Here is a 23,748-nt window from a genome sequence, read left to right as displayed (position 1 = left end):
TCGTCACAAGAGGGGCGCACGGCGGGTGAAAGGCGGCTGGCAGCGATGACTTACGGCATGCGGATGGATACGCATATCCACCGGCTGGACGGCCCCCGCGGCAAGCGGGACTCCGCCACCCGCTACGCCCTGCTGCCGCTGCGCCTCTTCCTGGGTGCCACCTTCGTCTACGCCGGCCTGGACAAGCTCACCGACAGCTCCTTCCTGCGCTCCGGCGGCGCCGGCTCGATCGGCGACACCCTGCGCGCGGCCCGTGACTCCGCCGCGATCCCGGCCCTGATCGACCTGGCCCTGAACAACCCGGCCGGCTTCGGCTACGCCATCGCCCTCGGTGAGCTGGCCGTCGGCATCGGCACCCTGCTCGGTCTCTTCGGGCGCCTCGCCGCGCTGGGCGGCGCGCTGATCTCGCTCAGCCTCTGGCTGACGGTGAGCTGGGCGACCACCCCCTACTACTACGGCAACGACCTCGCCTATCTGATGGCCTGGCTGCCCCTCGTCCTCGCCGGCGCCCCCTACCTCTCCCTCGACGCGGCCTGGCGGTCCCGGCGGCGCTCCGGCGGCTATCTCTGACCGTCCTCGGCACCACCCCGTCTGCGTATCCCCCGGGTCAGCGCGGCCGTGATGCCGGCCAGGCACAGGCCGCCCACGACCAGGGGGATCACCGCGGTCCACGGTGTCTCCCACAGGCCGGCCGCGTCGCCCAGATAGGCCGCGGCGGTCGCGGTGAGGAAGAGCCCGGCGACCAGCTTCCCGGGCTGGAACTCATGACGCAGCACGGCTGACCTCCACCTGTCCCACTCCGACGCCGAGCGTCAGCTCCAGCGTGCCCGGCTTCCCGGCGCCCTCGGACGCGCCCTTGACCGGCGTCAGCGTCACGTCCTTGTGCCCCCCGGGCCGTACGTCCACGTCGTTCCTTCGCTCCCCGGGCAACCGGATGTCGCCCATGCCCACATCGATGTCCATGCGCACGGTCACGTCCGCCGGCACGATCACCGTCAGCCGTCCCGCGCCCACCCGGGCGTCCGTGGCGACGGTCCGCCCCGCGGCCGGGTGCACCCGGGTCAGGTCCAGGGTGGCCCGGCCCGTCCCGAGGTCGTACCCGGACCGCACCCCGGCCGCTGCGGCCGGCTTCCAGGCCGCCTCCCGCCAGTCGGCGGTGATGTCCCTGGGCAGGGCCACCGCACCGGCGAGCAGGGCCGCCGTGACCAGTGCCAGGAACACCGTCCCGGCCCCGGTCCGGCCCAGGAACGCGCTGAGCGCGATGCCCAGCCCGAACACCGCCAGCGCGCACGCCAGACCGGTCTGCAGACTGGCGCCCAGCGGTTGGGTGTGCCAGTCGGCCCTGGCGCCCAGGCCGCCCGCCAGCAGGGCGAGCAGGAACACCCAGCCGCCGATCCAGCGCGGGCCGCGCGGTCTCGGGGGCTCCGGCCAGGGCGGACGTATCGCCGCAGGGTGCGTCCAGGGAGTGGCGAGGCCGACGTCCAGGACCGAGGTGACGTCCCGCACGCGCGCCTCGCCGGGCCCCCACAGATAGCCGGTGCCGCCGACATGGGTGCCGTCCTTGACGATCGGGTCGCGCCACCACGAGGGATAGGTGGCGACGACCGGCGGCGCCTGGGCCTCCGGCGGCGCGTCGGCGGCGGCCTGCGCGGCCAGCGGATCGGCATCGGGGGCGTCCCGGTGCCGCGACCAGTACCCGGCGCCCGCGAGCAGCAGCGAGAGCACCGTGGCGAACGCCAGCACCGCGCCGTTTCTCAGCATCGTCAGGAAGATTCCGCAGCCGACCAGCGCGAACAGCACGGCGGCCAGCGCCTGGCCGTCGACCCGGCCGGTGAACAGCTTGCGCAGCTCGTTCTCCTCCTCGTCCGCGTACGGCACCAGGAGCCAGGCGAAGCCGTAGAAGATGAGGCCCAGGCCGCCGGTCGCGGACAGCACGGCCAGCGTGATCCGGAAGATCACCGGGTCCATGCCGGTCTGCCGTCCGAGTCCCGCGCACACGCCCGCGATCATCTTGTGCGCGCGGTCGCGCCGGAAGCGGTCGGGAAGCGTGTCGGAGCCGGTGCCCGTGTCGGTGTTGTGGTCGGTGCCGGTGTTGCTGTCCGTGTGGGGGCGGGCGCGGGCGCGGGCGTGGGTGTGGCTGTCGGCTGGGGTGCCGGCGCCGGCCGCTCCCGTCTCTCCCGTCGCGGCGGGCGCGGCATCCGTCGGCCCGGTGCCCGGAACCGGGCGCGGGCCGGGGCCGGGTCCCGGACCCGTCGCGGCGTGCTCGTGATCCGTCATGCGTCCATGGTGACGGCCCGTCCGCCGCCGCGGCAGTCGGGACGACCCTGGACCAACCCTGAAATCGGCCCTGAGCCGGGGCGGGGAAGCGTTCGAGCGGCACCCGCCGCCGACGGCCACCGCACGGACCGCCCACCCGGACCGGCCCCGACGGAACATCAGGGGCGTCTCCGGGACCGACCCTGATGCTCCGCCCCGCCGCCCATGTGACCATCGTTGGCATGCCGGAAGCCGCAAGCCCGCCACTCGACGACCCGCGGCCCCCGCGCAAGCTCTACCGCAGCAGCGACGGACGCTGGCTCGGCGGAGTGGCGCGGGGGCTCGCCGGCCATCTCGGGCTGCCCGTCGTCTGGGTGCGGCTCGTCTTCGTCGGCCTGTTCACCGCCGACGGGCTCGGAGCGCTGCTCTACGCCGCGTTCTGGTTCTTCGTCCCGCTCGGCATCGGCGGCGTCGGCGACCAGAAGCCGTCCCTGGTGGGCACGGAGACCTCCCCGGGCGGCCGCCGCAGACTGGTGGCCCGCAAGCCGGACCTGGGGCAGATCATCGCCCTGCTCCTCATGGTCGTCGTCTCCGTCGTCTTCGTGGGCAGCGTGAACCTGGGCAGCGCCGCCAAGGCGTACCTGGTGCCCGTCGTGCTCGTCGCGGCCGGTGTCGCCCTGGTCTGGCGCCAGGCGGACAACGCCCGCCGGGCCCGCTGGGTCGAGGCCGGCCGCCGGCGCCGCACCCTCACCCTGCTGCGCGCGGCCGGCGGCGTCCTGCTCGTCACGGCCGGCGTCTCCGCCGTCTTCGTCCTCCAGGGCTCGACCGCCCACCTGGGCGCGGTCCTGCAGGCCGCGCTCGCCGTCCTCGTCGGCATCACCCTGCTCGCCGGCCCGTACCTGGTCCGCATGACCCAGGACCTCTCCGAGGAGCGGCTGATGCGCATCCGCGCCCAGGAACGCGCCGAGGTCGCCGCCCACGTCCACGACTCCGTGCTGCACACCCTCACCCTGATCCAGCGCAACGCCGAGAACGCGGGTGAGGTCCGCCGGCTCGCCCGCGCCCAGGAACGCGACCTGCGCACCTGGCTGTACAAGCCGGAGGGCACAGGCAAGGACGAGGCGGACGAACCCGACACGGTCGCCGAGGCGGTGCGGCGCAGCGCGGCGGAGGTGGAGGACAAGCACGGCGTGCCCATCGAGGTCGTGATCGTCGGCGACTGCCCGCTGGACGAGAGGACGGGCGCGCAGATGCAGGCCGCGCGCGAGGCGATGGTGAACGCCGCCAAGTACGGTGGCGCGGGCGGTGCCGTACAGGTCTACGCCGAAGTCGAGGCGAAGACGGTCTTCGTGTCCGTCCGGGACCGCGGTCCCGGATTCGACCCCGAGGCGATACCCGCCGACCGGATGGGTGTCAGAGAATCGATCATCGGCCGCATGGAGCGCAACGGCGGTACGGCCCGGCTGCGGGCGGTGCCCGGCGGCGGCACCGAGGTCGAGCTGGAGATGGAGAGGGCGGAGAAGACGTCATGAGCGACGCGACCGAGGCGAACGGCACGGCGGAAGCGGCGGAGGCGGCCGAGTCCGGGAGGCCCGGCGGCGGCGCTGGCGGGCGGCACGTACGGGTGGTGCTCGTGGACGACCACCGGATGTTCCGCACCGGCGTCCGGGCCGAGATCGGCCAGACCGCCGAGACCGGGGTCGAGGTGGTCGGCGAGGCCGCGGACGTCGACCAGGCGGTCACGGTCATCACCACCACCCGGCCCGAGGTCGTCCTTCTCGACGTGCACCTGCCCGGCGGCGGCGGGGTCGAGGTGCTGCGCCGGTGCGCGGCGCTGACGGCGGACGCCGAGCGGCCCGTCCGCTTCCTCGCGCTGTCCGTGTCGGACGCCGCGGAGGACGTGATCGGGGTGATCCGCGGCGGCGCCCGCGGCTACGTCACCAAGACCATCACCGGCGTCGACCTGATCGACTCGATCTTCCGCGTGCAGGAGGGCGACGCCGTCTTCTCCCCGCGGCTGGCCGGGTTCGTCCTGGACGCCTTCGCCTCCACCGACGCCCCGCCCGTGGACGAGGACCTGGACCGTCTGACCCAGCGGGAACGCGAGGTGCTGCGCCTGATCGCCCGTGGCTACGCCTACAAGGAGATCGCCAAGCAGTTGTTCATCTCGGTGAAGACGGTGGAGTCCCATGTCTCGGCGGTCCTGCGCAAGCTGCAACTGTCCAACCGGCACGAGCTGACCCGCTGGGCCACCGCGCGCCGCCTGGTCTGACCCGGGCTGAACCGCGGCTGAACCCCTGCGGCACCCGCCCGCGCCCGGCCTCTCACGCGACCCTGGTCGCCCCCGCGAACGGCATCTGGTCGATGGGGGCCAGGCGGACCGGTGCCGACGGGTTCGGGGCGTGGATCATGCGGCCGTCGCCCACGTAGATGCCGACGTGACTGACCCCGGAGTAGAAGAAGACCAGGTCGCCCGGTCGCAGTTCGGAGCGGGAGACTCGTCGTCCCGCGTTGATCTGGGCGTATGTGGTGCGGGGCAGGGAGATGCCGGCGGCGCGGTAGGCGGCCAGGGCCAGGCCCGAGCAGTCGAAGGCGTGCGGGCCGGTGGCACCCCACACATAGGGGCTGCCCAGCTTGGCGTAGGCGTACGCGACGGCCGCCGCCGCGCGCCCGGCCGGAGCCGGTGCGGACTCGGCCCGCTCCAGTGGGTCCCGCGCGTCCGCGGCCGACCGGGAGGAGTGTCCCGGGGTGCCGGCGCCGACGGCATCGGCGCGCTGCCGCGGATCCAGCCGTGCCAGCAGCCGCCGGGCCTCGGCCAGCTTGCCGGTGACGGTCTTCTTCTGCCGTCGCAGCTCGGCCTGCCGTGAGCGCAGCGATGTCAGCTCCAGGCGCGCGGCACCGCGCAGCCGCTCGATCTCCCGCAGGTGCAGGCGCACCCGCGACACCGCGGCGGCCTGCCGGTCGCCGGCCCGCTCGGCGAGCGCGGCGCCGTTCAGATAGTGGTCGGGGTCGCTGGAGAGGGCCAGTTGCCAGGCCGGGGCGATGGTGCCGTCCCGGTACTGGGCCGCCGCGATCGAGCCCAGCGTGTCCCGGGCCGAGTTGAGCTTCTGCTGCCGGCGGGCGGTCTGGTCCTGTAGCGCGCTCAGCCGCCGCTGGGCCGTGGCCACCTGTTCCTTCGCCCCGTCGTACGTCTCGGTCGCGGCCTCGGCCTCCCGGTACAGCGCGTCCACCTCGGTCTTCACCTGCGCCGGCGTCAGCCGTGGCTCGGCGTGCGCCGTCCCGTCGAGGCCGGTCGCGGTGGCCGCGCCCGCCAGGGCGAGCGTGGCGGCCGCGCGGACCGTATGGCCGCCGAGCGGGCGTTGCGGGGGCTTGCGGTGGGCTGCCACCTGGAACCGTCACGTCCTTCCGTATGACTCGTACGACCGGGCGGTCCGTACGTCCCGAGGCGGCCCGCGTGGAGGGGGCCGCCGCCGGATCTATCCCGGCGGGGTGACCGGTTGCCGCCCCTGGTCCGGGCGGCGGTGGGGAGCCGGGCACCTGGGGGAGGACGCTAGGCCGGACAGTGACGAGAAGGTAACGGTGTGTGCGGAACTGGCTCGGATGGGCTGATGCGTGACTGTTTGCGACTGTCTTGCTGACCTGAAGTCGTCGCGTTCATGGAGCGTAGTGATCGAAATGGGGAAAACAGGGGCTGGTGGGTGTGGTGGGGTGTTATGGGGGCTTTCGGTTGACCGGGGGCGGGGTTGCGGTGACGGTGGGAGCGGGTGGGGGTGAGGGGCGGACGGCAGGGCTCGTGGTGGTGTGCGGTGCGGGTCGGTGGAAGGGGCGGTGGGGTACGGCTGCGGGATCCGGTGTCCGGTCGGGGTGTCTGGGGCGGGTCGGTGGGAGTGTCCGGTGGGGTTCGGCTCGACTGTCCGGTGGGGCCCGGTGAGGGGGAGGGCCGGGCCGCTGGCTAGGCTCCGGCTCCATGGACGTACTCATCCATCTCTTCGTCGGCCTGCACATCATCGGTATCGCCGCGCTGCTCGGCGGTTTCCTCACCCAGATGAAGGCGATGGGCCAGGGCACGGCCCGGTTCGTGCCGGGGATGCTGCACGGTGCGATCACCATGCTGGTCACCGGCGTGGCCCTGGTCGGCCTCAACCAGGCCGACGACCACCACGTCAACACCTTCAAGATCGGTGTGAAGCTGGCTCTGCTGATCGTGATCCTCGGCTTGGTCTACGTGAAGCGCGACGAGGAACGGATCGACAAGGGTCTCTTCGGGCTGGTCGGCCTGCTGACCGTGGCCAACATCTTCATCGCCGTCCTGTGGACCTGAGCCTCCGGGGCATCCGCCGGGGCTGATCTCCGTCGCGCCCCGCGTCAGCCCGGCCGTACCACGCTGTGGACGGCCGCCTCGCCGAGGGCGGAGACCGGCTCCTCGCGGACGTACGCGCCGGGCCTCGGGGCGTGGATCACCATGCCGTCGCCCGTGCACAGCCCGACATGACCGGCGTCGTCGTGGAAGAAGACGAGGTCCCCGGGGCGGGCCTCGGCCGGCGGGACCGGGGTGCCGACACCGGCCTGCTCGGCTGCCGTGCGGGGGAGCGTGACACCGGCCGACTTCCAGGCGGCCTGGGTGAGCCCGGCGCAGTCGTACGAGCCGGGGCCCGCGGCGCCCCACACGCAGGGCTTGCCGAGCTGGGCGCGGGCGAAGGCGAGGGCCTTCCTGGCCTTGGTCGTGTACGCGCCGGACGGCGTGGCGGCGGCCGGGACACTCCATTGCGACAGCAGCACGCGCGCGTGGGCGAGCTTTTTCCGTACGGCCGCCTTGGCCGCCCTCGGTCCGGCGGAAACGGCCTCGGCCTGATCGTCCGCGGGCTTCGTGGGGGTGGTGGTCCGGGTGGCCGGTGGCGTGGCCGCGCCGCGAGTGGGTGCCGTGGCCGCCGGGTCAGGACGGGGCGGGATGGCTTGGCCGACGTTGCCCGTAGGCCGACCGGCGCTGTGTCCGGGTTGGCCGGTACCGGGTGCGGGCTGGTCGGTGCCGTGTCCGGGCAGGTCGGTGCCGCGTGCGGGTTGGTCGGTGCTGCGTGCGGGTTGTCTCGCGTCGTTCCCGAGTTGGCCGGTGCTGTACCCGGGCTGTGCCGTGCCGCGCTGGGCCGGGATCGTGCCGGTCCCGGGGTGGCCGGTGGCGTGCTGGGCCGGGACCGTGCCGTACCCGGGCTGTCCCGTGCCGCGCTGAGCCGGGACCGTACCGCTCCCGGGCTGGCCGATGGCGCGCGGGGCCGGGACCGTGCCGTGCTGGGCGGTGAGGGTGCGAAAGGCGGGAAGGTTGCGGTGCCGGGCTCGCCGGGCGACCTCTTCGCGTAGCCGCTGGAGGCTGTCCGCCGGGCCCGACGGTATCCCGGCGGGCTCGGTCGGCCGGGTCGGCCCGGCCCCGTTCACCCACCCCTCCCGGGCGGCCCAGGCGGTGCGTTCGGCCGTGCCGGTCCGTTCCGTACGCCCGGTCGGCTCCGTCGGACCAGTCCGCTGAGCACGCCCGGCGGGCCACTCGCGGGCCTCGGCCCGATCAGCGCGTCCCGCCCGCTCGGCCCAGCCGGTCCGCTCGGCGCGCATCCCGCCTCCCATGCGCTCGGCCCGAGCCGCTCGCTCAGCTCGCCCCGCTGGATCGGCACCCTCGCCACCCGCGGTGCGCCCGGCCCACTCGGCCAGATCGGTCTCCGCGGTCCGTCCGGCCTCCTCGGCCCAGCCGGTCCGCTCGGGGGGTCCCCCGTGCTCCCCACGCCCCACGCTCTCGGTCTGAGCCGCTCGCTCAGCCCGCCCCACCGGACCGACACCCGCGCCACCCGCGGTGCGCCCGGCCCACTCGGCCAGACCGGCCCCCACGGCCCACCCGGCCCCCTCGGCCAGACCGGCACTCTCGACCCCGTCGGCCCGCCCGGCCGCCCAGGCCCGCTGAGCACGCCCCACGGATTCCCCGCGCCGCCCCACCGGTTCGCCCAGCCTCACGGGCTCCTCGGGCCCCACCGGTGCCACGGGCCCCACCACTTCCCCCCGCCCCACCGGTTTCCGCCCGGCCAGTTCCCCGCGCCCCGGTTCCCCGCGTCCCGTCCGCTCGCCACTCCTCGTCCGCTCGCCGCGCCCCGCCAGTTCCCCGCGCCCCGTCCGCCGCCTGCCCGTGCCGGACGTCATCGCCTCCGCTGCCGACTCCGCGTGGCGGTACAGGTCCTCGATCTTGCGCTCGACCTCCTCCGCGGTGGGCCGTATGTGGCCGGGCACGGGTGGGGCGTCGGCGGGCTGGGCCAGGACGGCCACGGAGGTGAGGGCGGCGGTGGCGAGGGCGGGGGCGGGGAGGCCCGCCGCCTGGGTGCCGCCGGGGCGCGGCTTGCGGTGCGACGCCAAGGGAGGCGACTCCTTCCGTGCTGCCGCCTGCCGGACCGTGGCGGGGTGGCTGCGGGCCTGCGGGGCGCCGACGGAGGTTCGGGCGGGAGCCGGCCGACGCACCCCAGGACCGTGGTCCCGGCTCCGGGCGCCGTGCGGGCGCGCCGGATTCGGCGGAGGCCGCACGGCTCGGCGAGGTTCGCCGGAGGGGGGTCGTGCGGCCTGACGGCAACCTAGCCAACCCGTGAGTGTTCTGTGAAGGTTGATGCACGCTATGTCCGATACATTTCCGTGACCTGGGCGCGGGCCGCCGCGTGGGTGAGCAGGTGTTTCCGCTGGGTGAGCGGCGGCGGGACGCCGGGTCCGGGAAGATCAACTGTCCGGGAAAAGGGCCATGTTCCGGGGACGGCGACCGGTTGTCGGTGGGGCGCCCTAGACTCGTAGAGCGATGAGCAGCCTCTTTGACGACAGCTTCCTGGCGGACCTCCAGCCCCCTCGCGGGCGCGAGGAGGAGCCCCCGCCGCCGCCCGAGGACGATCACGGCCCGGAACCGCTCCCGGACGATCTGTTCGGCGGGAAGTTCGACGTGCCGCCGGACCGGGACGCCCACTACCGCGACGGTGCCCCGCGGCCGGTGATCGACTCGGCGACGCTGCTGGCGGGGCTGAACGAGAACCAGCGCGCCGCGGTCGTGCACGCCGGCTCCCCGCTGCTCATCGTCGCCGGCGCCGGCTCCGGCAAGACCCGCGTGCTCACCCACCGCATCGCCCACCTGCTGGCCGAGCGGAACGTGCACCCGGGCCAGGTCCTGGCGATCACCTTCACCAACAAGGCCGCCGGCGAGATGAAGGAGCGCGTCGAGCAGCTCGTCGGTCCGCGCGCGAACGCGATGTGGGTGATGACCTTCCACAGCGCGTGCGTGCGCATCCTGCGCCGGGAGAGCAAGAAGCTGGGCTTCACCTCGTCGTTCTCGATCTACGACGCCGCCGACAGCAAGCGCCTGATGGCCCTGGTCTGCCGCGACCTGGACCTGGATCCCAAGCGCTTCCCGCCCAAGTCCTTCAGCGCCAAGATCAGCAACCTGAAGAACGAGCTGATCGACGAGGAGGACTTCGCCGCCCAGGCCGCCGACGGCTTCGAGAAGACCCTGGCCCAGGCCTACGCCCTGTACCAGTCGCGGCTGCGCGAGGCGAACGCGCTGGACTTCGACGACCTGATCATGACGGCGGTCCATCTGCTGCGCGCCTTCCCGGACGTCGCCGAGCACTACCGCCGCCGCTTCCGGCACGTCCTGGTGGACGAGTACCAGGACACCAACCACGCCCAGTACGCCCTCGTCCGCGAGCTGGTCGGCACCGGGGAGCGGGCCGCCGCCGACGCCGGCGCACCGCACGGCGAGGACGACGTGCCGCCCGCCGAACTCTGCGTCGTGGGCGACGCGGACCAGTCGATCTACGCCTTCCGGGGCGCGACGATCCGCAACATCCTCCAGTTCGAGGAGGACTACCCGGACGCGACGACGATCCTGCTGGAGCAGAACTACCGCTCCACGCAGACCATCCTGTCCGCCGCCAACGCGGTCATCGAGCGCAACGAGTCCCGCCGCCCGAAGAACCTGTGGACCAACGCCGGCGAGGGCGCCCGCATCACCGGGTACGTCGCCGACACCGAGCACGACGAGGCCCAGTTCGTCGCCGACGAGATAGACCGCCTGGTCGACGCGGGCGACGCGCGGGCGGGAGACGTCGCCGTCTTCTACCGCACCAACGCCCAGTCGCGTGTCTTCGAAGAGGTCTTCATCCGCGTCGGCCTGCCCTACAAGGTCGTCGGCGGCGTCCGCTTCTACGAGCGCAAGGAAGTCCGGGACGTCCTCGCCTACCTGCGCGTCCTTGCCAACCCCGAGGACTCCGTGCCGCTGCGCCGCATCCTCAACGTGCCCAAGCGGGGCATCGGCGACCGCGCCGAGGCGATGGTCGACGCCCTCGCCCAGCGCGAGAAGATCAGCTTCCCGCAGGCCCTGAAGCGGGTGGACGAGGCGTACGGCATGGCCGCGCGCTCCACCAACGCCGTCAAGCGGTTCAACGCGCTGATGGAGGAGCTGCGCACGGTCGTCGAGTCCGGTGCCGGACCGGCCACGGTCCTCGAAGCGGTCCTCGAACGCACCGGTTACCTGGCCGAGTTGCAGTCCTCCACCGACCCGCAGGACGAGACCCGCATCGAGAACCTCCAGGAACTCGCGGCCGTGGCCCTGGAGTTCGAGCAGGAGCGCGGGGAGGACGAGCAGGGCACGCTGGCCGAGTTCCTGGAGCGGGTCGCGCTGGTCGCCGACTCCGACCAGATCCCCGACGAGGAGGGCGGCGACGGCGTCATCACGCTGATGACCCTGCACACCGCCAAGGGCCTGGAGTTCCCGGTGGTGTTCCTGACCGGCATGGAGGACGGCGTCTTCCCGCACATGCGCGCCCTCGGCCAGACCAAGGAGCTGGAGGAGGAGCGGCGCCTGGCGTACGTCGGCATCACGCGCGCGCGGGAGCGGCTGTACCTCACCCGGTCGGCGATGCGCAGCGCCTGGGGCCAGCCGTCGTACAACCCGCCCTCCCGTTTCCTGGAGGAGATCCCGGCCACCCACGTGGACTGGAAGCGGACGGGCGCCATGGCGCCGGTGTCCTCCGGTCCGGCGTCCGGCATCGCGGCCTCGCTCTCCTCGACCCGTTCGCGTTCCTCGGCGTCGGGCGCGTCCGGGTTCGCCACCCGGCGCACGGCGGAGAAGCCGGTGCCCGCGCTGGCCGTCGGGGACCGGGTCACCCACGACCAGTTCGGACTCGGTACGGTCGTCGGCGTGAAGGGCACGGGGGCGAACGCGGAGGCGACGATCGACTTCGGCGACACCAAGCCGAAGCGGCTGCTGCTGCGGTACGCGCCGGTGGAGAAGCTGTAGCGGACGCGCGTCGGGCCCCGCCGCACAGCGGGGCCCCGGCAGGAGTGGCTACGTGGGGTCGAGCCCGTGGCTGCGCAGCCACGGCAGCGGGTCTATGGCGGACCCGCCCGCCGGCCGCACCTCGAAGTGCAGGTGGGGACCGGTGGAGTTGCCGGAGTTGCCCGAGTAGGCGATGGGGTCGCCGGCCTTGACGGGCGTACCGGAGGCGACGCGGTAGCTGGAGAGATGGCAGTACCAGGTCTCTGTGCCGTCCATCGCCGTCACGATCATCATGTTGCCGTAGGCACTGTTCCACTTGGTGGTGACGGTGCCGTCGGTCGCGGCCATCACCGGGGTGCCGTAGGAGACGGGGAAGTCGATGCCGGTGTGCACCGACATCCAGTTGATGCCCGCCTGCCCGAAGTAGGCGCTCAGTCCGTGCTGGCCGACCGGCAGGGCGAACTTGGGCCGCAGCCGCTCCTTGAGCGCGGCCTCCGCGGCGGCCTTCTTCTTCTCCAGCTCCTGCTGCGTCTTGAGGTCGATCCGCTCCTGCGTGCGGCTCGCCCGGTGGGCGAAGTCGGTGGCGCCGGCGGAGAGGGTCGTGAGCTGGCTGTCCAGCTTGCTGTTGGCGACGGACGGCTGGACGGGCTGGGCGTCCGCGGTCGTGGTCGAGGTGTCCTTGGAGTCGTCGGCGAGCGCCCCGACCGAGGCGGCGGCGATGCCGGCGACGCCCATCACGCAGGCCGAGGGCACGGCGACGGTCAGCAGTGCGGAGCGCTTGGCGGGCGTACGGCGCCGGGAGCGCGCCGCGCCGCGTGCGCCGGCGCGGGTCGTCGGCGCCGGGACGATCTCCTCCTGGCCGTCCAGCAGGCCGGTCACGGCGGGCAGTTCACCGGTGGCGTCCGGCTCGTCCGCGTCGGAGGCGGAGGGCGGAGCGTCGAAGCCGGTGTCCTCGTACGGCACCTGCGCGAAGCCCGCGGTGTCCTCCGGGTCGCCGGTCCGCTCGTATGCGGCGTGCGGGTCGTGCGGGTCGCCGGCCGTCTCGAACGTCGCGGTGGCCTGCTGGTCGAACGGCTCGCCGTCCTGCCCGGGTTCCGTCCGCCCGGTCTGCCCGTCGGAGTTCCACTGCGTGGCGTCGTACGCGCCGGTGTCGAAGGTCTGGGTGCCCCACTCCCACTGCTGGGTGGGGCCGGCGGCGTCGGACCGGTCGGGCTGCTGCCAACTGCTCGTGTCCCACTGGCCGCTGGTGTGGTTTCCGGTGGCCTGAGCGGGTACTCCCCAGGTGGTGCTGTCGTAGACACCGGAGTCGTAGGCGGCGTGCTGGGCGGCGTACGGGTCGGGGGCCGGGAACTGGCCGGCGCCGGTCTGCCACTGGGTGGTGTCGTAGGCGCCGGTGGTGTGTTCGTCGCCCGGGAGGCTGCCGAAGAGCGGGTCGGCGTGGAAGGCCGTGGCACTTCCGGAACCGTCGCTGAAACCGGTGGCGTCGTAACCGCCGTACGTGGTGAGGTCGTCGTAGGAGGCTTCCTGTGCCTCGTACGGCGTGTAGTGCCCGGTGGAGGCGTCGGAAGCCGGGGCCGGGGTGGTCATGGTCCCCGACGGGTGACGGTCGTTCACCAACTTCTCTTTCGCCTCGACAACAGGGGCTGCCAGAGCAGTGCGGCGACTGTACCCGGCAGTACCTGGGCGCGACAATCTTCCGCCGGGTCCGCGTGGGCCGGAAACGGGCATTCGGCCGTGTTTCGGGGGGACCGGGACGGGACTTTGGCCTTGCGTTCGAAGGATGTTCGATGTCGAGTGGCGATGTGCCGGCTGTGTGCGGCCCGTGCGGACCCCGGAACGACTCCCTCCGCTCGCGGTGCGGCCGGTGTCAGGCGACCGTCAGGCCCTCGGTGACCCGGTCCTCGGCATGCGGGGCGTCGAGGGCTTCGCGTATCCCGGCCGCGACGGCGGGATGCACGGGCAGCGCGAGGTGCCCGATGCCGGACATCCGGACGTTGTGCGCGTCGAGGTCGGGGTGCTCCAGGCAGGCCGTCTCCAGCGGGACCATCAGGGAGTCCAGGTCGCTCCAGAAGCTCACGAAGCGGGTCCGGCAGCCGGGCGCGGGCCGGGCCAGCTCCTCGATCACCGGCGAGCCCGGCCGCATCTGCCGCACGATCGGATGCGCGTCGGCCAGCGGCGCCACCCGGGTCCCGGAGTGCGGGGTGCCGAGCGTGACCAGGGTGCGCACCCGCAGGTCACCGCCGAGGCACTGCACGTAATAACGCGCGATCAGGCCGCCGAGGCTGTGCCCCACGATGTCGACCCGGGGACTGCCGGTGCGCTCGCAGATCTCCTCGATGTGCCGGCCTAGCAGTTCGGCGGCGATGCGTATGTCGCAGGTGAGCGGAGAGTAGTTGAGCGACTCGACCCGCTGCCGGCCGTGCTGGGCGAGGGCGCGGCGCAGCAGGACGAACACCGAGCGGTTGTCGATGAAGCCGTGCAGCAGGACGACCGGCGGGCCGGAGCGGTCCGGCAGCCGGGCGGTGCCGTCACCGGCGGGCAGGTGCGCGGAGCGGTGCTCCTGGATCAGGCCGGTCGGATAGAGCAGCAGGTGGCCCGCCAGGATCGCGGCCTCCAGGGCGGTCGCCCGCAGCAGTGTCACGGACAGTCCGGCCAGTCTGCCCGGCCACAGGCGCCGGCAGAGCGGCAGGAGCGGCATCACCCCGGTGACCTTCATTGGCCGACCTCCTGTCGGCACACCGGGGAACTGCTCGAGCCCCGTGTGCCCTCATGTCCCACCATGTGATTTCCCCCTCGGTGGGCTCCGTAAAACTGCCCGGTGCGAGATGCTGGAGATAACGTTCGTTCACTTCGCGACGGTGGCGGAACGCGCCAAAAGTGCGGTACTTGTCGGTACGGAAGCGATCGCTTCCGTGGTCGCTTGATGGAGGCAGTGATGGGTGTGGCAGCCGGTCCGATCCGCGTGGTGGTCGCCAAGCCGGGGCTCGACGGCCACGATCGCGGGGCCAAGGTCATCGCGCGGGCCCTGCGCGACGCCGGTATGGAGGTCATCTACACCGGCCTCCACCAGACGCCGGAACAGATCGTCGACACCGCCGTCCAGGAGGACGCCGACGCGATCGGCCTGTCCATCCTCTCCGGGGCCCACAACACCCTGTTCGCCGCGGTCATCGACCTGCTCAAGGAGCGGGAGGCCGAGGACATCCTCGTCTTCGGCGGCGGCATCATCCCGGAGGAGGACATCGCGCCGCTGAAGGAGAAGGGCGTCGCCGGGATCTTCACCCCGGGCGCCACGACCACGGAGATCGTGGAGTGGGTCCGGGAGAACGTCCGTCAGCCGGCCGCGTCCGGCGGCTGAGGAGCGGTTCCCCGGGCTGGGCGCTCTTCGGACCGGCCACTGCATCTCCGTATCGGGTGGGTGAGCCGCCCGGGTCCGGCGGCTGGGCTGCCCGTGCCCGGAAGGCCAGGCGCCCGTCTGCGGGCTGACCGGCCTCGTTCCGGGTCGGGCCCCGCACCGGGCGGCTGGGCACCCGCGCCGGCGGCTGGGCACCCGTACCGGCGGCTGGGCACCCGTACCGGCGGCTGGTTCTCCGTCCGCCGGGCTGACCCGCTTGTGGTCGGGTTCCGGGCGTCCTCGCTCAGCGGCCGACCGCTCGTCTCCGGGAGGTCGGCGCTCCTCTGCGGTGGCCGAGGGCCCATGACCGGGGGCCGGGCGCTCCTCTGCGGTGGCCCGGTGTCCGTGTCTGGGACAGGGCGCTCGTCAGTGGTGGCTGGACTCCTTCCTGCCTCGGCTCAGGCTTCCGTCTGCGGCGGCTCACCGCCCCGGGCTCACCGCCCCGGTGTCGGCCCCCCTGCGCTCCCCGCCACCGGCTCGTCAGCGGTAGGGGCGGGCGTCGTCGCGGATGACGCGGCGGGAGAGGCGGGCGGTGTCAGTTCGCGTGCCATCGTCGCCCGCAGCCGCAGGGTGGTGACCAGCCGCTGGAACGCCTCCGCCCAGTACCCGCCGGCACCCGGCGCCGCGTCCTCCGGTTCGTCGGGTATCGCCAGCAGCGCCTCCAGCCGCACGGCCTCCGCCGGGTCCAGGCAGCGTTCGGCCAGCCCCATCACACCGCTGAAGCTCCACGGGTAACTTCCGGCATCCCGGGCGATGTTGAGCGCGTCCACCACAGCGTGGCCCAGCGGCGCGGCCCAGGGCACCGCGCATCCCCCGAGGAGCTGGAACGCCTCCGACAGACCGTGCGTGGCGATGAACCCGGCCACCCACACGGCCCGTTCCTCCGGCTCCAGCGCGGCCAGCAGCTTCGCCCGCTCGGCCAGGGACACCGCGCCCGGGCCGCCGGCCTCCGGTGCCGACGGCGAGCCGAGCAGCGCCCGCGACCACGCGGCGTCCCGCTGCCGGACCGCCGCCCGGCACCAGGCCGCGTGCAGTTCGCCCTGCCAGCCGTCCGCCACCGGCAGCGCTACGATCTCCTCGGGCCCGCGCCCGCCGAGCCGCTCCGGCCAGGTGCCGAGTGGCGTCGCCTCCACCAACTGGCCCAGCCACCAGGACCGTTCGCCCCGGCCCGCCGGTGGTGTGGCCACCACGCCGTCCCGCTCCATGTCCGCGTCGCATTCGAGCGGCGGCTCCACCACGATCGCCGGTGCGTTCCCGGTACGGTCCAGGGCCACGCACGCCGTGGCCCGTACGGCCATCCGCGCGGCCAGCGCCGAGCCGGGCAGCGCCGACAGCAGCTCCGCCGCCGTCGCCCGGACGTTGCGGCTGCGGTCACCCAGCGCCTGTTCGAGGAACGGCTCGTCCGCGGCCGACAGGCCGGTGCGCAGCGAGTCGAGGAACATCAGCCGGTCCTCCGCCCGCTCCGTCGCCCACGTCGACGCCAGCAGCTCGCGCCCCGGCGCGGGCGTCCGCGCCCGCAACGCGCCGAGCAGCGCCGCCCGCTCGGCGAACAGCCCCTCCTGCCACAGCCGGTGCACCGCATCGGCGTCCTCGGTGTCGGGCAGCGTCGCGCCGCCGCCGGGAGCCGCGCGCAGCGCGAACCGCCACTCCGGGTTCAGCCGGGCCAGCCACAGCGCGCGCGGGCCCGCGAACGCCAGCGCGGCCGGGCGCAGGTCGGTGCGGCCACGGGCCGCGTCCAGCAGCGCGGGCAGCGCTTGCGGAGGCGCCGCGTACCCGTGCGCGTTGGCCGCCGCGAGCCACTGCGGCAGCAGCTCCATGAGGTCCGGTGAGCTGCCGCGCCGGCCGCCGCCCGCGCCGCCGGACCGGTCGGCCAGCAGGGTGGTGAGCCGGTGCGCCGCCGGTGCGGGCAGCGGCGGGCGGGGATCGGCGGGAGCGTGCGCGAGCCGGGCCGCCGCCGGCGCGGGCCGCAGCCCGGCCCGCCGCCGTACGGTCGCCACGGCCGCCGCGTCGAGCAGCGCGGCCGGGGCCGTGCGGCCCGGCGGGGTGTGCGCCGGGGCGCGCCGGTCGGTGCCCAGGAGCGCGGTGGTGACCAGCTCTTCCCAGGTGCTGTCCGGCGGCGCCGTGCCGCCGTCGGCCGGTGAACCGTTCATCGCGTTCCCTTCCTTTCCCTTCCCTTCACCTGCCCGCGCGTGTGCGGGGGTGCGGCCGGTCAGCACAGCGGCACCGCCTCGCCGGTTGCGTCCGGCCAGGCCGTGAGCGGGGTGAAGCCGCGGTGGCCGCACTCCCCGAAGACGGTGACGGGGGCGCCGCCGGACAGCGCGACCAGCCGCCACAGGCCGGGCCGGGTGCGGGCGGCCCGGGTCAGCGGCAGGGCCGTGTCCGTGCCGGCGTCGGCCAGTTGCCACCGGTCGCCGTCCGGGACCGGTATCACCCGCTCCAAGGTCACCGGGACCGACTCCAGCCACGGGTCGTCGCGCAGCGCCTCGCCGTACCGGGCCGCCGCCTCGGTGGTGCTCGTGCCCGGCGGGCGGAACGCGGCCCGGGCCGGCGGGGCGAACCGCTCGCCCAGGGCGGCCCGGGACTGCCCCGCGCCCGGATACCCGGACAGCTCCGCCTCCAGGGCCAGGCCGACCGGCAGCGACAGCTCCGGTGCGCGGCCCGCCGGGCCGTAGGACAGCAGCAGCCTGGTCGTGCCCGACCCGGCGCCGTGCAGCCATATCCGGCGCGTCGTCAGTTTCGGGTCCGTCACGTCGTACTGCGCGAGGACCAGCCAGTGGTCGCGCACCGGCGGGCCGTCCGGTGCGACGGGCAGGCCGAGCCGGTGGCGGACCGTGGCCGCCAGGCCGTCCGGGAGCCGGTCACGGCGCAGCCAGCCCTGGTCGAGCAGGTGCAGCAGCGCGCACTCCTCCAGCAGCCGGGCAGGCCAGCCCGCGCCGGACGCCGGGATCGCGCCCAGCTCCCGGACGCGCGCGGCCAGCCCCGGCGCCTGGGCGTCGACCATGCGGGCCGCCGTCTCGTCCCACAGGCCGTACCCCGCCTGTTCGGCCGCGGCCAGGCCGCCGCGCAGCAGGTCCGCGAGGCGCTGCTCCAGCTCGGTCGCGCCCGCCGTGACCCGTTCGGCCCGGCGCTCGGCCCGCCGCCGGGCCGCCTCCGGATCGGCGGGGCCGGCCGCCGAAGCCGCCTCGGCCTGCGTCTTCTTGGCCTCGGCCCGGCCGCGCCGGCCCGCGAGCCACTGCCCGGCCCAGTCCGGCGGACGCGCGCCCGCCGGCACCGCGCCCTCGTCACCCGCCCACAGCAGCAGCAGTCCGAGCGCGTGCTTGCACGGGAACTTACGGCTGGGACAACTGCACTTGTACGCCGGCCCGGCCGCGTCGGCCAGGTCCACCACCGTCTGGTACGGCCTGCTGCCGCTGCCCTTGCACAGCCCCCACACCGCCCCCTCTCCGCTCCCGGTCCCGGACCACGGTCCGGCCGCGCCGAGTCTGCTCCCCGCCTTGCGTGACGCGGCGTCAGGCGCCAGCGCGAGCACCTGTTCCGCGGTCCACCGCACCCCCTGCTCAGTCATGTCACCGACGGTAGGTCCCGCCACTGACAATCGGTCCGGTGAGCGCATTTGTGCAGGTCAGAGCGATTGTCAGTGGCGTGGTGCACGGTTGGTGGCAGATCCGAACCGGCCGAGCTGGAGGGGGCCTCAGCCATGACTGTGTCCGTGGAACCGACGACCGCCGAGACCGACCGCGGCGCGAGCGCGCAGGTGTTGCGTCCGCACGCCGAGCACGCCTTCGCGGCCGAACTCGCCGCGCTCGCCGCGCAGGACGACCGGCCGCGCCCGGCCCGCTGGAAGCTGTCGCCGTGGGCGGTGGCGACGTACCTGCTGGGCGGCACCCTGCCGGACGGCACGGTGATCACCCCCAAGTACGTGGGGCCGCGCCGGATCGTCGAGGTGGCCGTCACCACCCTCGCCACCGACCGCGCCCTGCTCCTGCTCGGTGTGCCCGGCACCGCCAAGACCTGGGTGTCGGAGCACCTGGCCGCCGCCGTCAGCGGAGACTCGACGCTGCTGGTGCAGGGCACGGCCGGCACCCCGGAGGAGGCGATCCGCTACGGCTGGAACTACGCGCGGCTCCTCGCCCACGGGCCGAGCCGCGACGCCCTCGTGCCCAGCCCCGTCATGCGGGCCATGGCCGAGGGCATGACGGCCCGCGTGGAGGAGCTGACCCGTATCCCGGCCGACGTGCAGGACACGCTGATCACGATCCTGTCCGAGAAGACGCTGCCCATCCCCGAGCTGGGCGAGGAGGTGCAGGCGGTCCGCGGCTTCAACCTCATCGCCACCGCCAACGACCGCGACCGCGGGGTCAACGACCTCTCCAGCGCGCTGCGCCGCCGCTTCAACACGGTGGTGCTGCCGCTGCCGGAGAGCGCCGACGCCGAGGTCTCCATCGTCACCCGCCGGGTGGAGCAGCTCGGCCGCTCCCTGGACCTGCCGGCCGCGCCCGACGGCATCGAGGAGATCCGCCGGGTCGTCACCGTCTTCCGCGAGCTGCGCGACGGCGTCACCACGGACGGGCGGACGAAGGTGAAGTCGCCCAGCGGCACCCTGTCCACGGCGGAGGCCATCTCCGTCGTCACCAACGGCCTGGCGCTCGCCGCCCACTTCGGCGACGGCGTGCTGCGGCCGGGCGATGTCGCCGCCGGCATCCTCGGGGCCGTCGTCCGCGACCCGGCGGCCGACCGGGTCGTCTGGCAGGAGTACCTGGAGACGGTCGTCCGCGAGCGCGCGGGCTGGACGGACTTCTACCGCGCCTGCCGGGAGGTCAGCGCATGACCGGCGCGCCCGGGAGCACGGCGTACGGCACCGGGCCGCTGCTGCTCGGCGTGCGGCACCACGGGCCCGGCTCCGCGCGGGCGGTGCGGGCCGCGCTGGACGCCGCCCGGCCCGCCGCCGTCCTCGTCGAGGGCCCGCCCGAGGCCGACGCGCTGATCCCGCTGGCCGCCGACCCGGATCTGCGGCCCCCGGTCGCCCTGCTCGCGCACGCCGTGGACGAGCCCGGCCGCTCGGCCTTCTGGCCGTTCGCCGGGTTCAGCCCCGAGTGGGTGGCCATCCGGTGGGCCCTGGAGCACGGCGTCCCGGCCCGCTTCATCGACCTGCCCGCCGCGCACACGCTCGCGTGGGAGGAGCCGGAACCGGACGGGTCCGGCCCCGGCGACGCGGAGGAGGTCCGGGTCGATCCCCTCGCGGTGCTCGCACAGACGGCCGGATACGACGACCCCGAGCGCTGGTGGGAGGACGTCGTCGAACACCGGGGTCCGGGCGCGCGCGACCCCTTCGCGCCGTTCACGGCCGTGGCGGAGGCCATGGGCGCGCTGCGCGAACGGTACGGCGCGGGCGGCCGGACCAGGGACCTCGTCCGCGAGGCGCACATGCGGCTGCGGCTGCGGGACGCGCGCAAGGAGCACGGGGACGCCGTGGCCGTGGTGTGCGGGGCCTGGCATGTGCCGGCGCTGCGCGAGAAGACCACCGTCACCGCCGACCGGGCCCTGCTCAAGGGCCTGCCCAGAATCAAGACCGATCTGACCTGGGTGCCGTGGACGCACCGCAGACTGGCCCGGTCCGGCGGATACGGCGCGGGCATCGACGCGCCCGGCTGGTACGCGCATCTGTTCCACGCCCCCGACCGGCCCGTCGAGCGCTGGCTGACCAAGGTGGCCGGGCTGCTGCGCGAGGAGGACCGGATCGTCTCCTCCGCGCACGTCATCGAGGCCGTGCGGCTCGCGGAGACGCTGGCGGCACTGCGCGGCCGCCCGCTGCCCGGCCTGGGCGAGACCACCGACGCGGTGCGCGCGGTGCTGTGCGAGGGCTCGGACGTGCCGCTGGCGCTGGTGCACGACCGGCTGGTCGTCGGGGACGTCCTGGGCGAGGTGCCGGAGTCGGCGCCCGCGGTGCCGTTGCAGCGCGACCTGGCCCGGCAGCAGCGCGCCCTGCGGCTCAAGCCCGAAGCCCTGGAGCGCGAGCTGGAGCTGGACCTGCGCGGCGGCACCGACGCCGGCCGCAGCAGGCTGCTGCACCGGCTGCGGCTGCTCGGCGTCGGCTGGGGCGAGCCCGCCCGGTCCCGGAGCGGCACGGGCACCTTCCGGGAGACCTGGCGGCTGCGCTGGGAGCCCGAGCTGTCGGTGCGGGTCGCCGAGGCGGGCGTGTGGGGGACGACCGTACAGGCGGCGGCGCAGGCCAAGGCCGAGGCCGACGCGACGGCCGCGCGCGCCCTGGCCGACGTCACCGCGCTCGCCGAGCAGTGCCTGCTGGCCGGCCTGCCGGACGCGCTGCCCGTGGTCATGCGGGTGCTCGCCGACCGCGCCGCCCTCGACACGGACGTCGGCCACCTCGCCCAGGCCCTGCCCGCCCTGGTCCGCTCGCTGCGCTACGGCGATGTGCGCGGCACCGACACCGGCGCGCTGGCCGAGGTCGCCGCGGGCCTCGCCGAGCGGGTCTTCGTCGGCCTGCCCCCGGCCTGTGCCGCCCTCGACGCGGACGCGGCGGAGGAGATGCGCGGCCATGTGGACGCCGTGCACACGGCGGTCGGACTGCTGACGGAGAGCCTGACCGCGACGGTCACGGACGACGCGGACGACCGCGCTCCGGAAGGGGAGCGGGACGACCGCGCACCAGCCGGGGAGCCGGCCGGCCGCTCAAGTGTGGGACGGGACGGTAGCCGGGACCACGGCACAGGTGACGCGCTCCGGAGTGAGGGCCGTGATGGCGGGCTGCGGGAGCGCTGGCGGGGCGTGCTGCGGGTGCTGTCGCTGCGGGACACCGCGCCCGGTGTCATCCGGGGGCGGGCCGTGCGGCTGTTGCTGGACGACGGCGCGCTGCGGCCCGAGGAGGCGGCCCGGCTGATGGGGCTCGCGCTGTCGCCGGGCACGCCGCCCGCCGCTGCCGCCGCCTGGGTCGAGGGCTTCGCCGGCGGCGGGGGCGGACTGCTGCTGGTGCACGACGAGCGGCTGCTCGGCCTGCTGGACACCTGGCTGACCGGGGTGCCGGCGGACGCCTTCACGGACGTGCTGCCGCTGCTGCGGCGCACCTTCACGGCGTACGAGCCGGGCGTCCGCAGAACCCTCGGCGAACTGGTGCGGCGGGGACCGGGCGACCGCCCGGGCGCAGCCGCCGCCCGGACGGCGGCGGTCCCCGGCTTCGCCGCCGAACCGGACACCCGGCGCGCCGACGCCGTCCTGCCGGTGCTGCGCCTGCTGCTCGGCCTGGCGGAGGACGACGGCACGGCGTACGGCACGCCCGGGGACGGCACACCTCGGGACGGCACGCCCCGGGACGGCACGGCTCAGGGCAGGACGGAACACGACAGCCTCGCGGGGGTGGGCACATGACGCACGGGACACACGCGACACACACGACGGCCGAGCGGGCGGCGGCGCCGGAGACCGACCCGGCGCGGGAGCGGCTGCGCCGGTGGCGGCTGGTGCTCGGCGGCGACCAGGCCGACGGCACCGGATACACGCTGTCCGGCCGGGACGCGGCGATGGACGGCACCCTGGCCGCGCTGTACGGCCGCGGCGACGCGCCGCGGCAGGGCCGGGACCGGTCGGCGGGCCTCGGTGCCTCGGCGCCGTCCGTCGCCCGCTGGCTCGGCGACATCCGCCGGTACTTCCCGTCCTCCGTGGTCCAGGTCATGCAGCGCGACGCGATCGACCGGCTGGGCCTGGCCTCGCTGCTGCTGGAGCCCGAGATGCTGGAGGCGGTGGAGGCCGACGTGCACCTGGTCGGCACGCTGCTGTCGCTGCACAAGGCGATGCCGGAGACGACCCGGGAGACGGCCCGCGCGGTCGTGCGCAAGGTGGTCGAGGACCTGGAGAAACGGGTGGCCACCCGCACCCGCGCCACCCTCACCGGCGCCCTGGACCGCAGCGCGCGCGTCCAGCGCCCGCGCCACCACGACATCGACTGGAACCGCACCATCGCGGCCAACCTCAAGCACTACCTCCCCGAGTACCGCACGGTCGTACCGGAGCGGCTCGTCGGCTACGGCCGGGCCGCGCGGTCGGTGAAGAAGGAGGTCGTGCTCTGCATCGACCAGTCCGGTTCGATGGCGGCGTCCGTGGTGTACGCGTCGGTGTTCGGGGCGGTCCTGGCCTCCATGCGGTCGATCAGCACCCGGCTGGTCGTCTTCGACACGGCGGTCGTCGACCTCACCGACCAGCTCGACGACCCCGTCGACGTGCTCTTCGGCACCCAGCTCGGCGGCGGCACGGACATCAACCGGGCGCTCGCCTACTGCCAGGCGCAGATCACCCGGCCCGCCGAGACCGTCGTCGTGCTGATCAGCGACCTGTACGAGGGCGGCATCCGTGACGAGATGCTCAAGCGGGTCGCGGCGATGAAGGCGTCCGGGGTGCAGTTCGTGGCGCTGCTCGCGCTGTCGGACGAGGGCGCGCCCGCATACGACCGCGAGCACGCGGCGGCGCTCGCCGCGCTCGGCGCGCCGGCCTTCGCCTGCACCCCCGACCTGTTCCCCGAGGTGATGGCGGCGGCGCTGGAGAAACGGCCGCTGCCGCTTCCGGAGCGGACGTGACGCGCGGGCCGTCACCCGCCGGACGGCACAGGGGCGGCACTGCGTGCCAGGAAAACCGGCATCATGTGACAGGTATCACCGCTCGGGTGTGACCCTCGATTTAGGGAGGCCCCGCAAGCGGCGATAACCTGCGAGACGGACATGCCGCGCGCTCGGACACCGTGTGCGCCTCCCTTGTGACAAGCGGACGTCACGTTGCCCTTCGCGGCACGCCCACGCATCCAACGAACCGCGAG

At 74.5% G+C, this 23,748-nt stretch carries 17 protein-coding genes; 9 read left to right on the top strand and 8 right to left on the bottom strand.

Annotated elements, in window-relative coordinates:
• The first annotated feature begins 45 nt into the window (after window positions 1–45).
• The gene (locus tag ACZ4SV_RS03110) at window positions 46–570 is read left to right on the top strand and encodes a DoxX family protein (RefSeq protein ID WP_468000951.1); all 525 of its coding nucleotides are present in this window, start codon (window positions 46–48) and stop codon (window positions 568–570) included.
• On the opposite strand, the gene ACZ4SV_RS03105 is transcribed toward ACZ4SV_RS03110, so the two are convergent.
• Both ACZ4SV_RS03105 and ACZ4SV_RS03100 read right to left on the bottom strand, forming a co-directional pair.
• A complete protein-coding gene (locus ACZ4SV_RS03105) occupies window positions 561–776 on the bottom strand; it encodes a hypothetical protein (protein WP_468000949.1) in 216 nt (71 codons plus the stop codon). The genes ACZ4SV_RS03110 and ACZ4SV_RS03105 overlap by 10 nt on opposite strands.
• Window positions 763–2,277 (bottom strand): PspC domain-containing protein, encoded by a 1,515-nt coding sequence (locus ACZ4SV_RS03100; RefSeq protein ID WP_468000947.1) that lies wholly within the window; start codon window positions 2,275–2,277, stop codon window positions 763–765. The genes ACZ4SV_RS03105 and ACZ4SV_RS03100 overlap by 14 nt, the downstream gene beginning before the upstream one ends.
• 221 nt (window positions 2,278–2,498) lie before the next feature.
• On the opposite strand from ACZ4SV_RS03100, the gene ACZ4SV_RS03095 reads away from it, so the two are divergent.
• Together ACZ4SV_RS03095 and ACZ4SV_RS03090 are read left to right on the top strand one after the other, a co-directional pair.
• Entirely contained in the window at window positions 2,499–3,788 is a 1,290-nt protein-coding gene (locus ACZ4SV_RS03095; RefSeq protein ID WP_468000945.1) for a PspC domain-containing protein, read from the top strand.
• On the top strand, window positions 3,785–4,528 hold the full coding sequence (locus tag ACZ4SV_RS03090) for a LuxR C-terminal-related transcriptional regulator (RefSeq protein ID WP_468000943.1): 744 nt from the start codon (window positions 3,785–3,787) through the stop codon (window positions 4,526–4,528). Before ACZ4SV_RS03095 ends, ACZ4SV_RS03090 begins: the two co-directional genes overlap by 4 nt.
• Before the next feature lie 52 nt (window positions 4,529–4,580).
• On the opposite strand, the gene ACZ4SV_RS03085 is transcribed toward ACZ4SV_RS03090, so the two are convergent.
• Entirely contained in the window at window positions 4,581–5,642 is a 1,062-nt protein-coding gene (locus tag ACZ4SV_RS03085; RefSeq protein ID WP_468000941.1) for a C40 family peptidase, read from the bottom strand.
• A gap of 581 nt (window positions 5,643–6,223) precedes the next feature.
• Here ACZ4SV_RS03085 and ACZ4SV_RS03080 point away from each other — a divergent pair.
• A complete protein-coding gene (locus ACZ4SV_RS03080) occupies window positions 6,224–6,577 on the top strand; it encodes a hypothetical protein (protein ID WP_468000939.1) in 354 nt (117 codons plus the stop codon).
• Between the two features lie 44 nt (window positions 6,578–6,621).
• Here ACZ4SV_RS03080 and ACZ4SV_RS03075 read toward each other — a convergent pair whose 3' ends face one another.
• Entirely contained in the window at window positions 6,622–8,640 is a 2,019-nt protein-coding gene (locus ACZ4SV_RS03075) for an NlpC/P60 family protein (protein ID WP_468000937.1), read from the bottom strand.
• 427 nt (window positions 8,641–9,067) lie between these two features.
• Between ACZ4SV_RS03075 and pcrA the strand changes: the two genes are divergently transcribed.
• Window positions 9,068–11,557 carry a DNA helicase PcrA gene (gene pcrA, locus ACZ4SV_RS03070; RefSeq protein ID WP_468000935.1) on the top strand — a complete coding sequence of 830 codons (2,490 nt, stop codon included), beginning with the start codon at window positions 9,068–9,070 and terminating at the stop codon, window positions 11,555–11,557.
• Between the two features lie 48 nt (window positions 11,558–11,605).
• Here the strand turns inward: pcrA and ACZ4SV_RS03065 are convergent, their stop codons facing one another.
• Window positions 11,606–13,150: a M23 family metallopeptidase gene (locus ACZ4SV_RS03065; RefSeq protein WP_365882338.1), complete on the bottom strand. Its 1,545-nt coding sequence runs from the start codon at window positions 13,148–13,150 to the stop codon at window positions 11,606–11,608.
• A 253-nt stretch (window positions 13,151–13,403) separates the two neighbouring features.
• Window positions 13,404–14,252 (bottom strand): esterase/lipase family protein, encoded by an 849-nt coding sequence (locus ACZ4SV_RS03060; RefSeq protein ID WP_397938194.1) that lies wholly within the window; start codon window positions 14,250–14,252, stop codon window positions 13,404–13,406.
• Between the two features lie 219 nt (window positions 14,253–14,471).
• Between ACZ4SV_RS03060 and ACZ4SV_RS03055 the strand changes: the two genes are divergently transcribed.
• Window positions 14,472–14,894, top strand: coding sequence for a cobalamin B12-binding domain-containing protein (locus ACZ4SV_RS03055; RefSeq protein WP_365882343.1), 423 nt, complete (start codon window positions 14,472–14,474; stop codon window positions 14,892–14,894).
• Window positions 14,895–15,364: 470 nt separating this feature from the next.
• On the opposite strand, the gene ACZ4SV_RS03050 is transcribed toward ACZ4SV_RS03055, so the two are convergent.
• Window positions 15,365–17,080, bottom strand: coding sequence for a DUF5691 domain-containing protein (locus ACZ4SV_RS03050; protein ID WP_468000932.1), 1,716 nt, complete (start codon window positions 17,078–17,080; stop codon window positions 15,365–15,367).
• Between the two features lie 59 nt (window positions 17,081–17,139).
• A complete protein-coding gene (locus ACZ4SV_RS03045) occupies window positions 17,140–18,495 on the bottom strand; it encodes an SWIM zinc finger family protein (protein ID WP_468000930.1) in 1,356 nt (451 codons plus the stop codon).
• Between the two features lie 132 nt (window positions 18,496–18,627).
• Here ACZ4SV_RS03045 and ACZ4SV_RS03040 point away from each other — a divergent pair, with 132 nt between their 5' ends.
• From ACZ4SV_RS03040 to ACZ4SV_RS03030, 3 genes are read left to right on the top strand one after another with little or no spacing between them, the layout of a single operon-like run.
• On the top strand, window positions 18,628–19,758 hold the full coding sequence (locus tag ACZ4SV_RS03040) for an ATP-binding protein (protein WP_365883536.1): 1,131 nt from the start codon (window positions 18,628–18,630) through the stop codon (window positions 19,756–19,758).
• Entirely contained in the window at window positions 19,755–22,310 is a 2,556-nt protein-coding gene (locus ACZ4SV_RS03035) for a DUF5682 family protein (RefSeq protein WP_468000928.1), read from the top strand. The genes ACZ4SV_RS03040 and ACZ4SV_RS03035 overlap by 4 nt, the downstream gene beginning before the upstream one ends.
• Window positions 22,307–23,512, top strand: a complete 1,206-nt coding sequence (locus ACZ4SV_RS03030; RefSeq protein ID WP_468000926.1) for a VWA domain-containing protein — start codon at window positions 22,307–22,309, stop codon at window positions 23,510–23,512. Before ACZ4SV_RS03035 ends, ACZ4SV_RS03030 begins: the two co-directional genes overlap by 4 nt.
• Window positions 23,513–23,748: the final 236 nt, after the last annotated feature.

The organism is Streptomyces sp. NPDC027672 (assembly GCF_055566335.1).
Note: the sequence above shows the minus strand (reverse complement) of the source record. Positions and strands in the feature narration are given on the sequence as shown.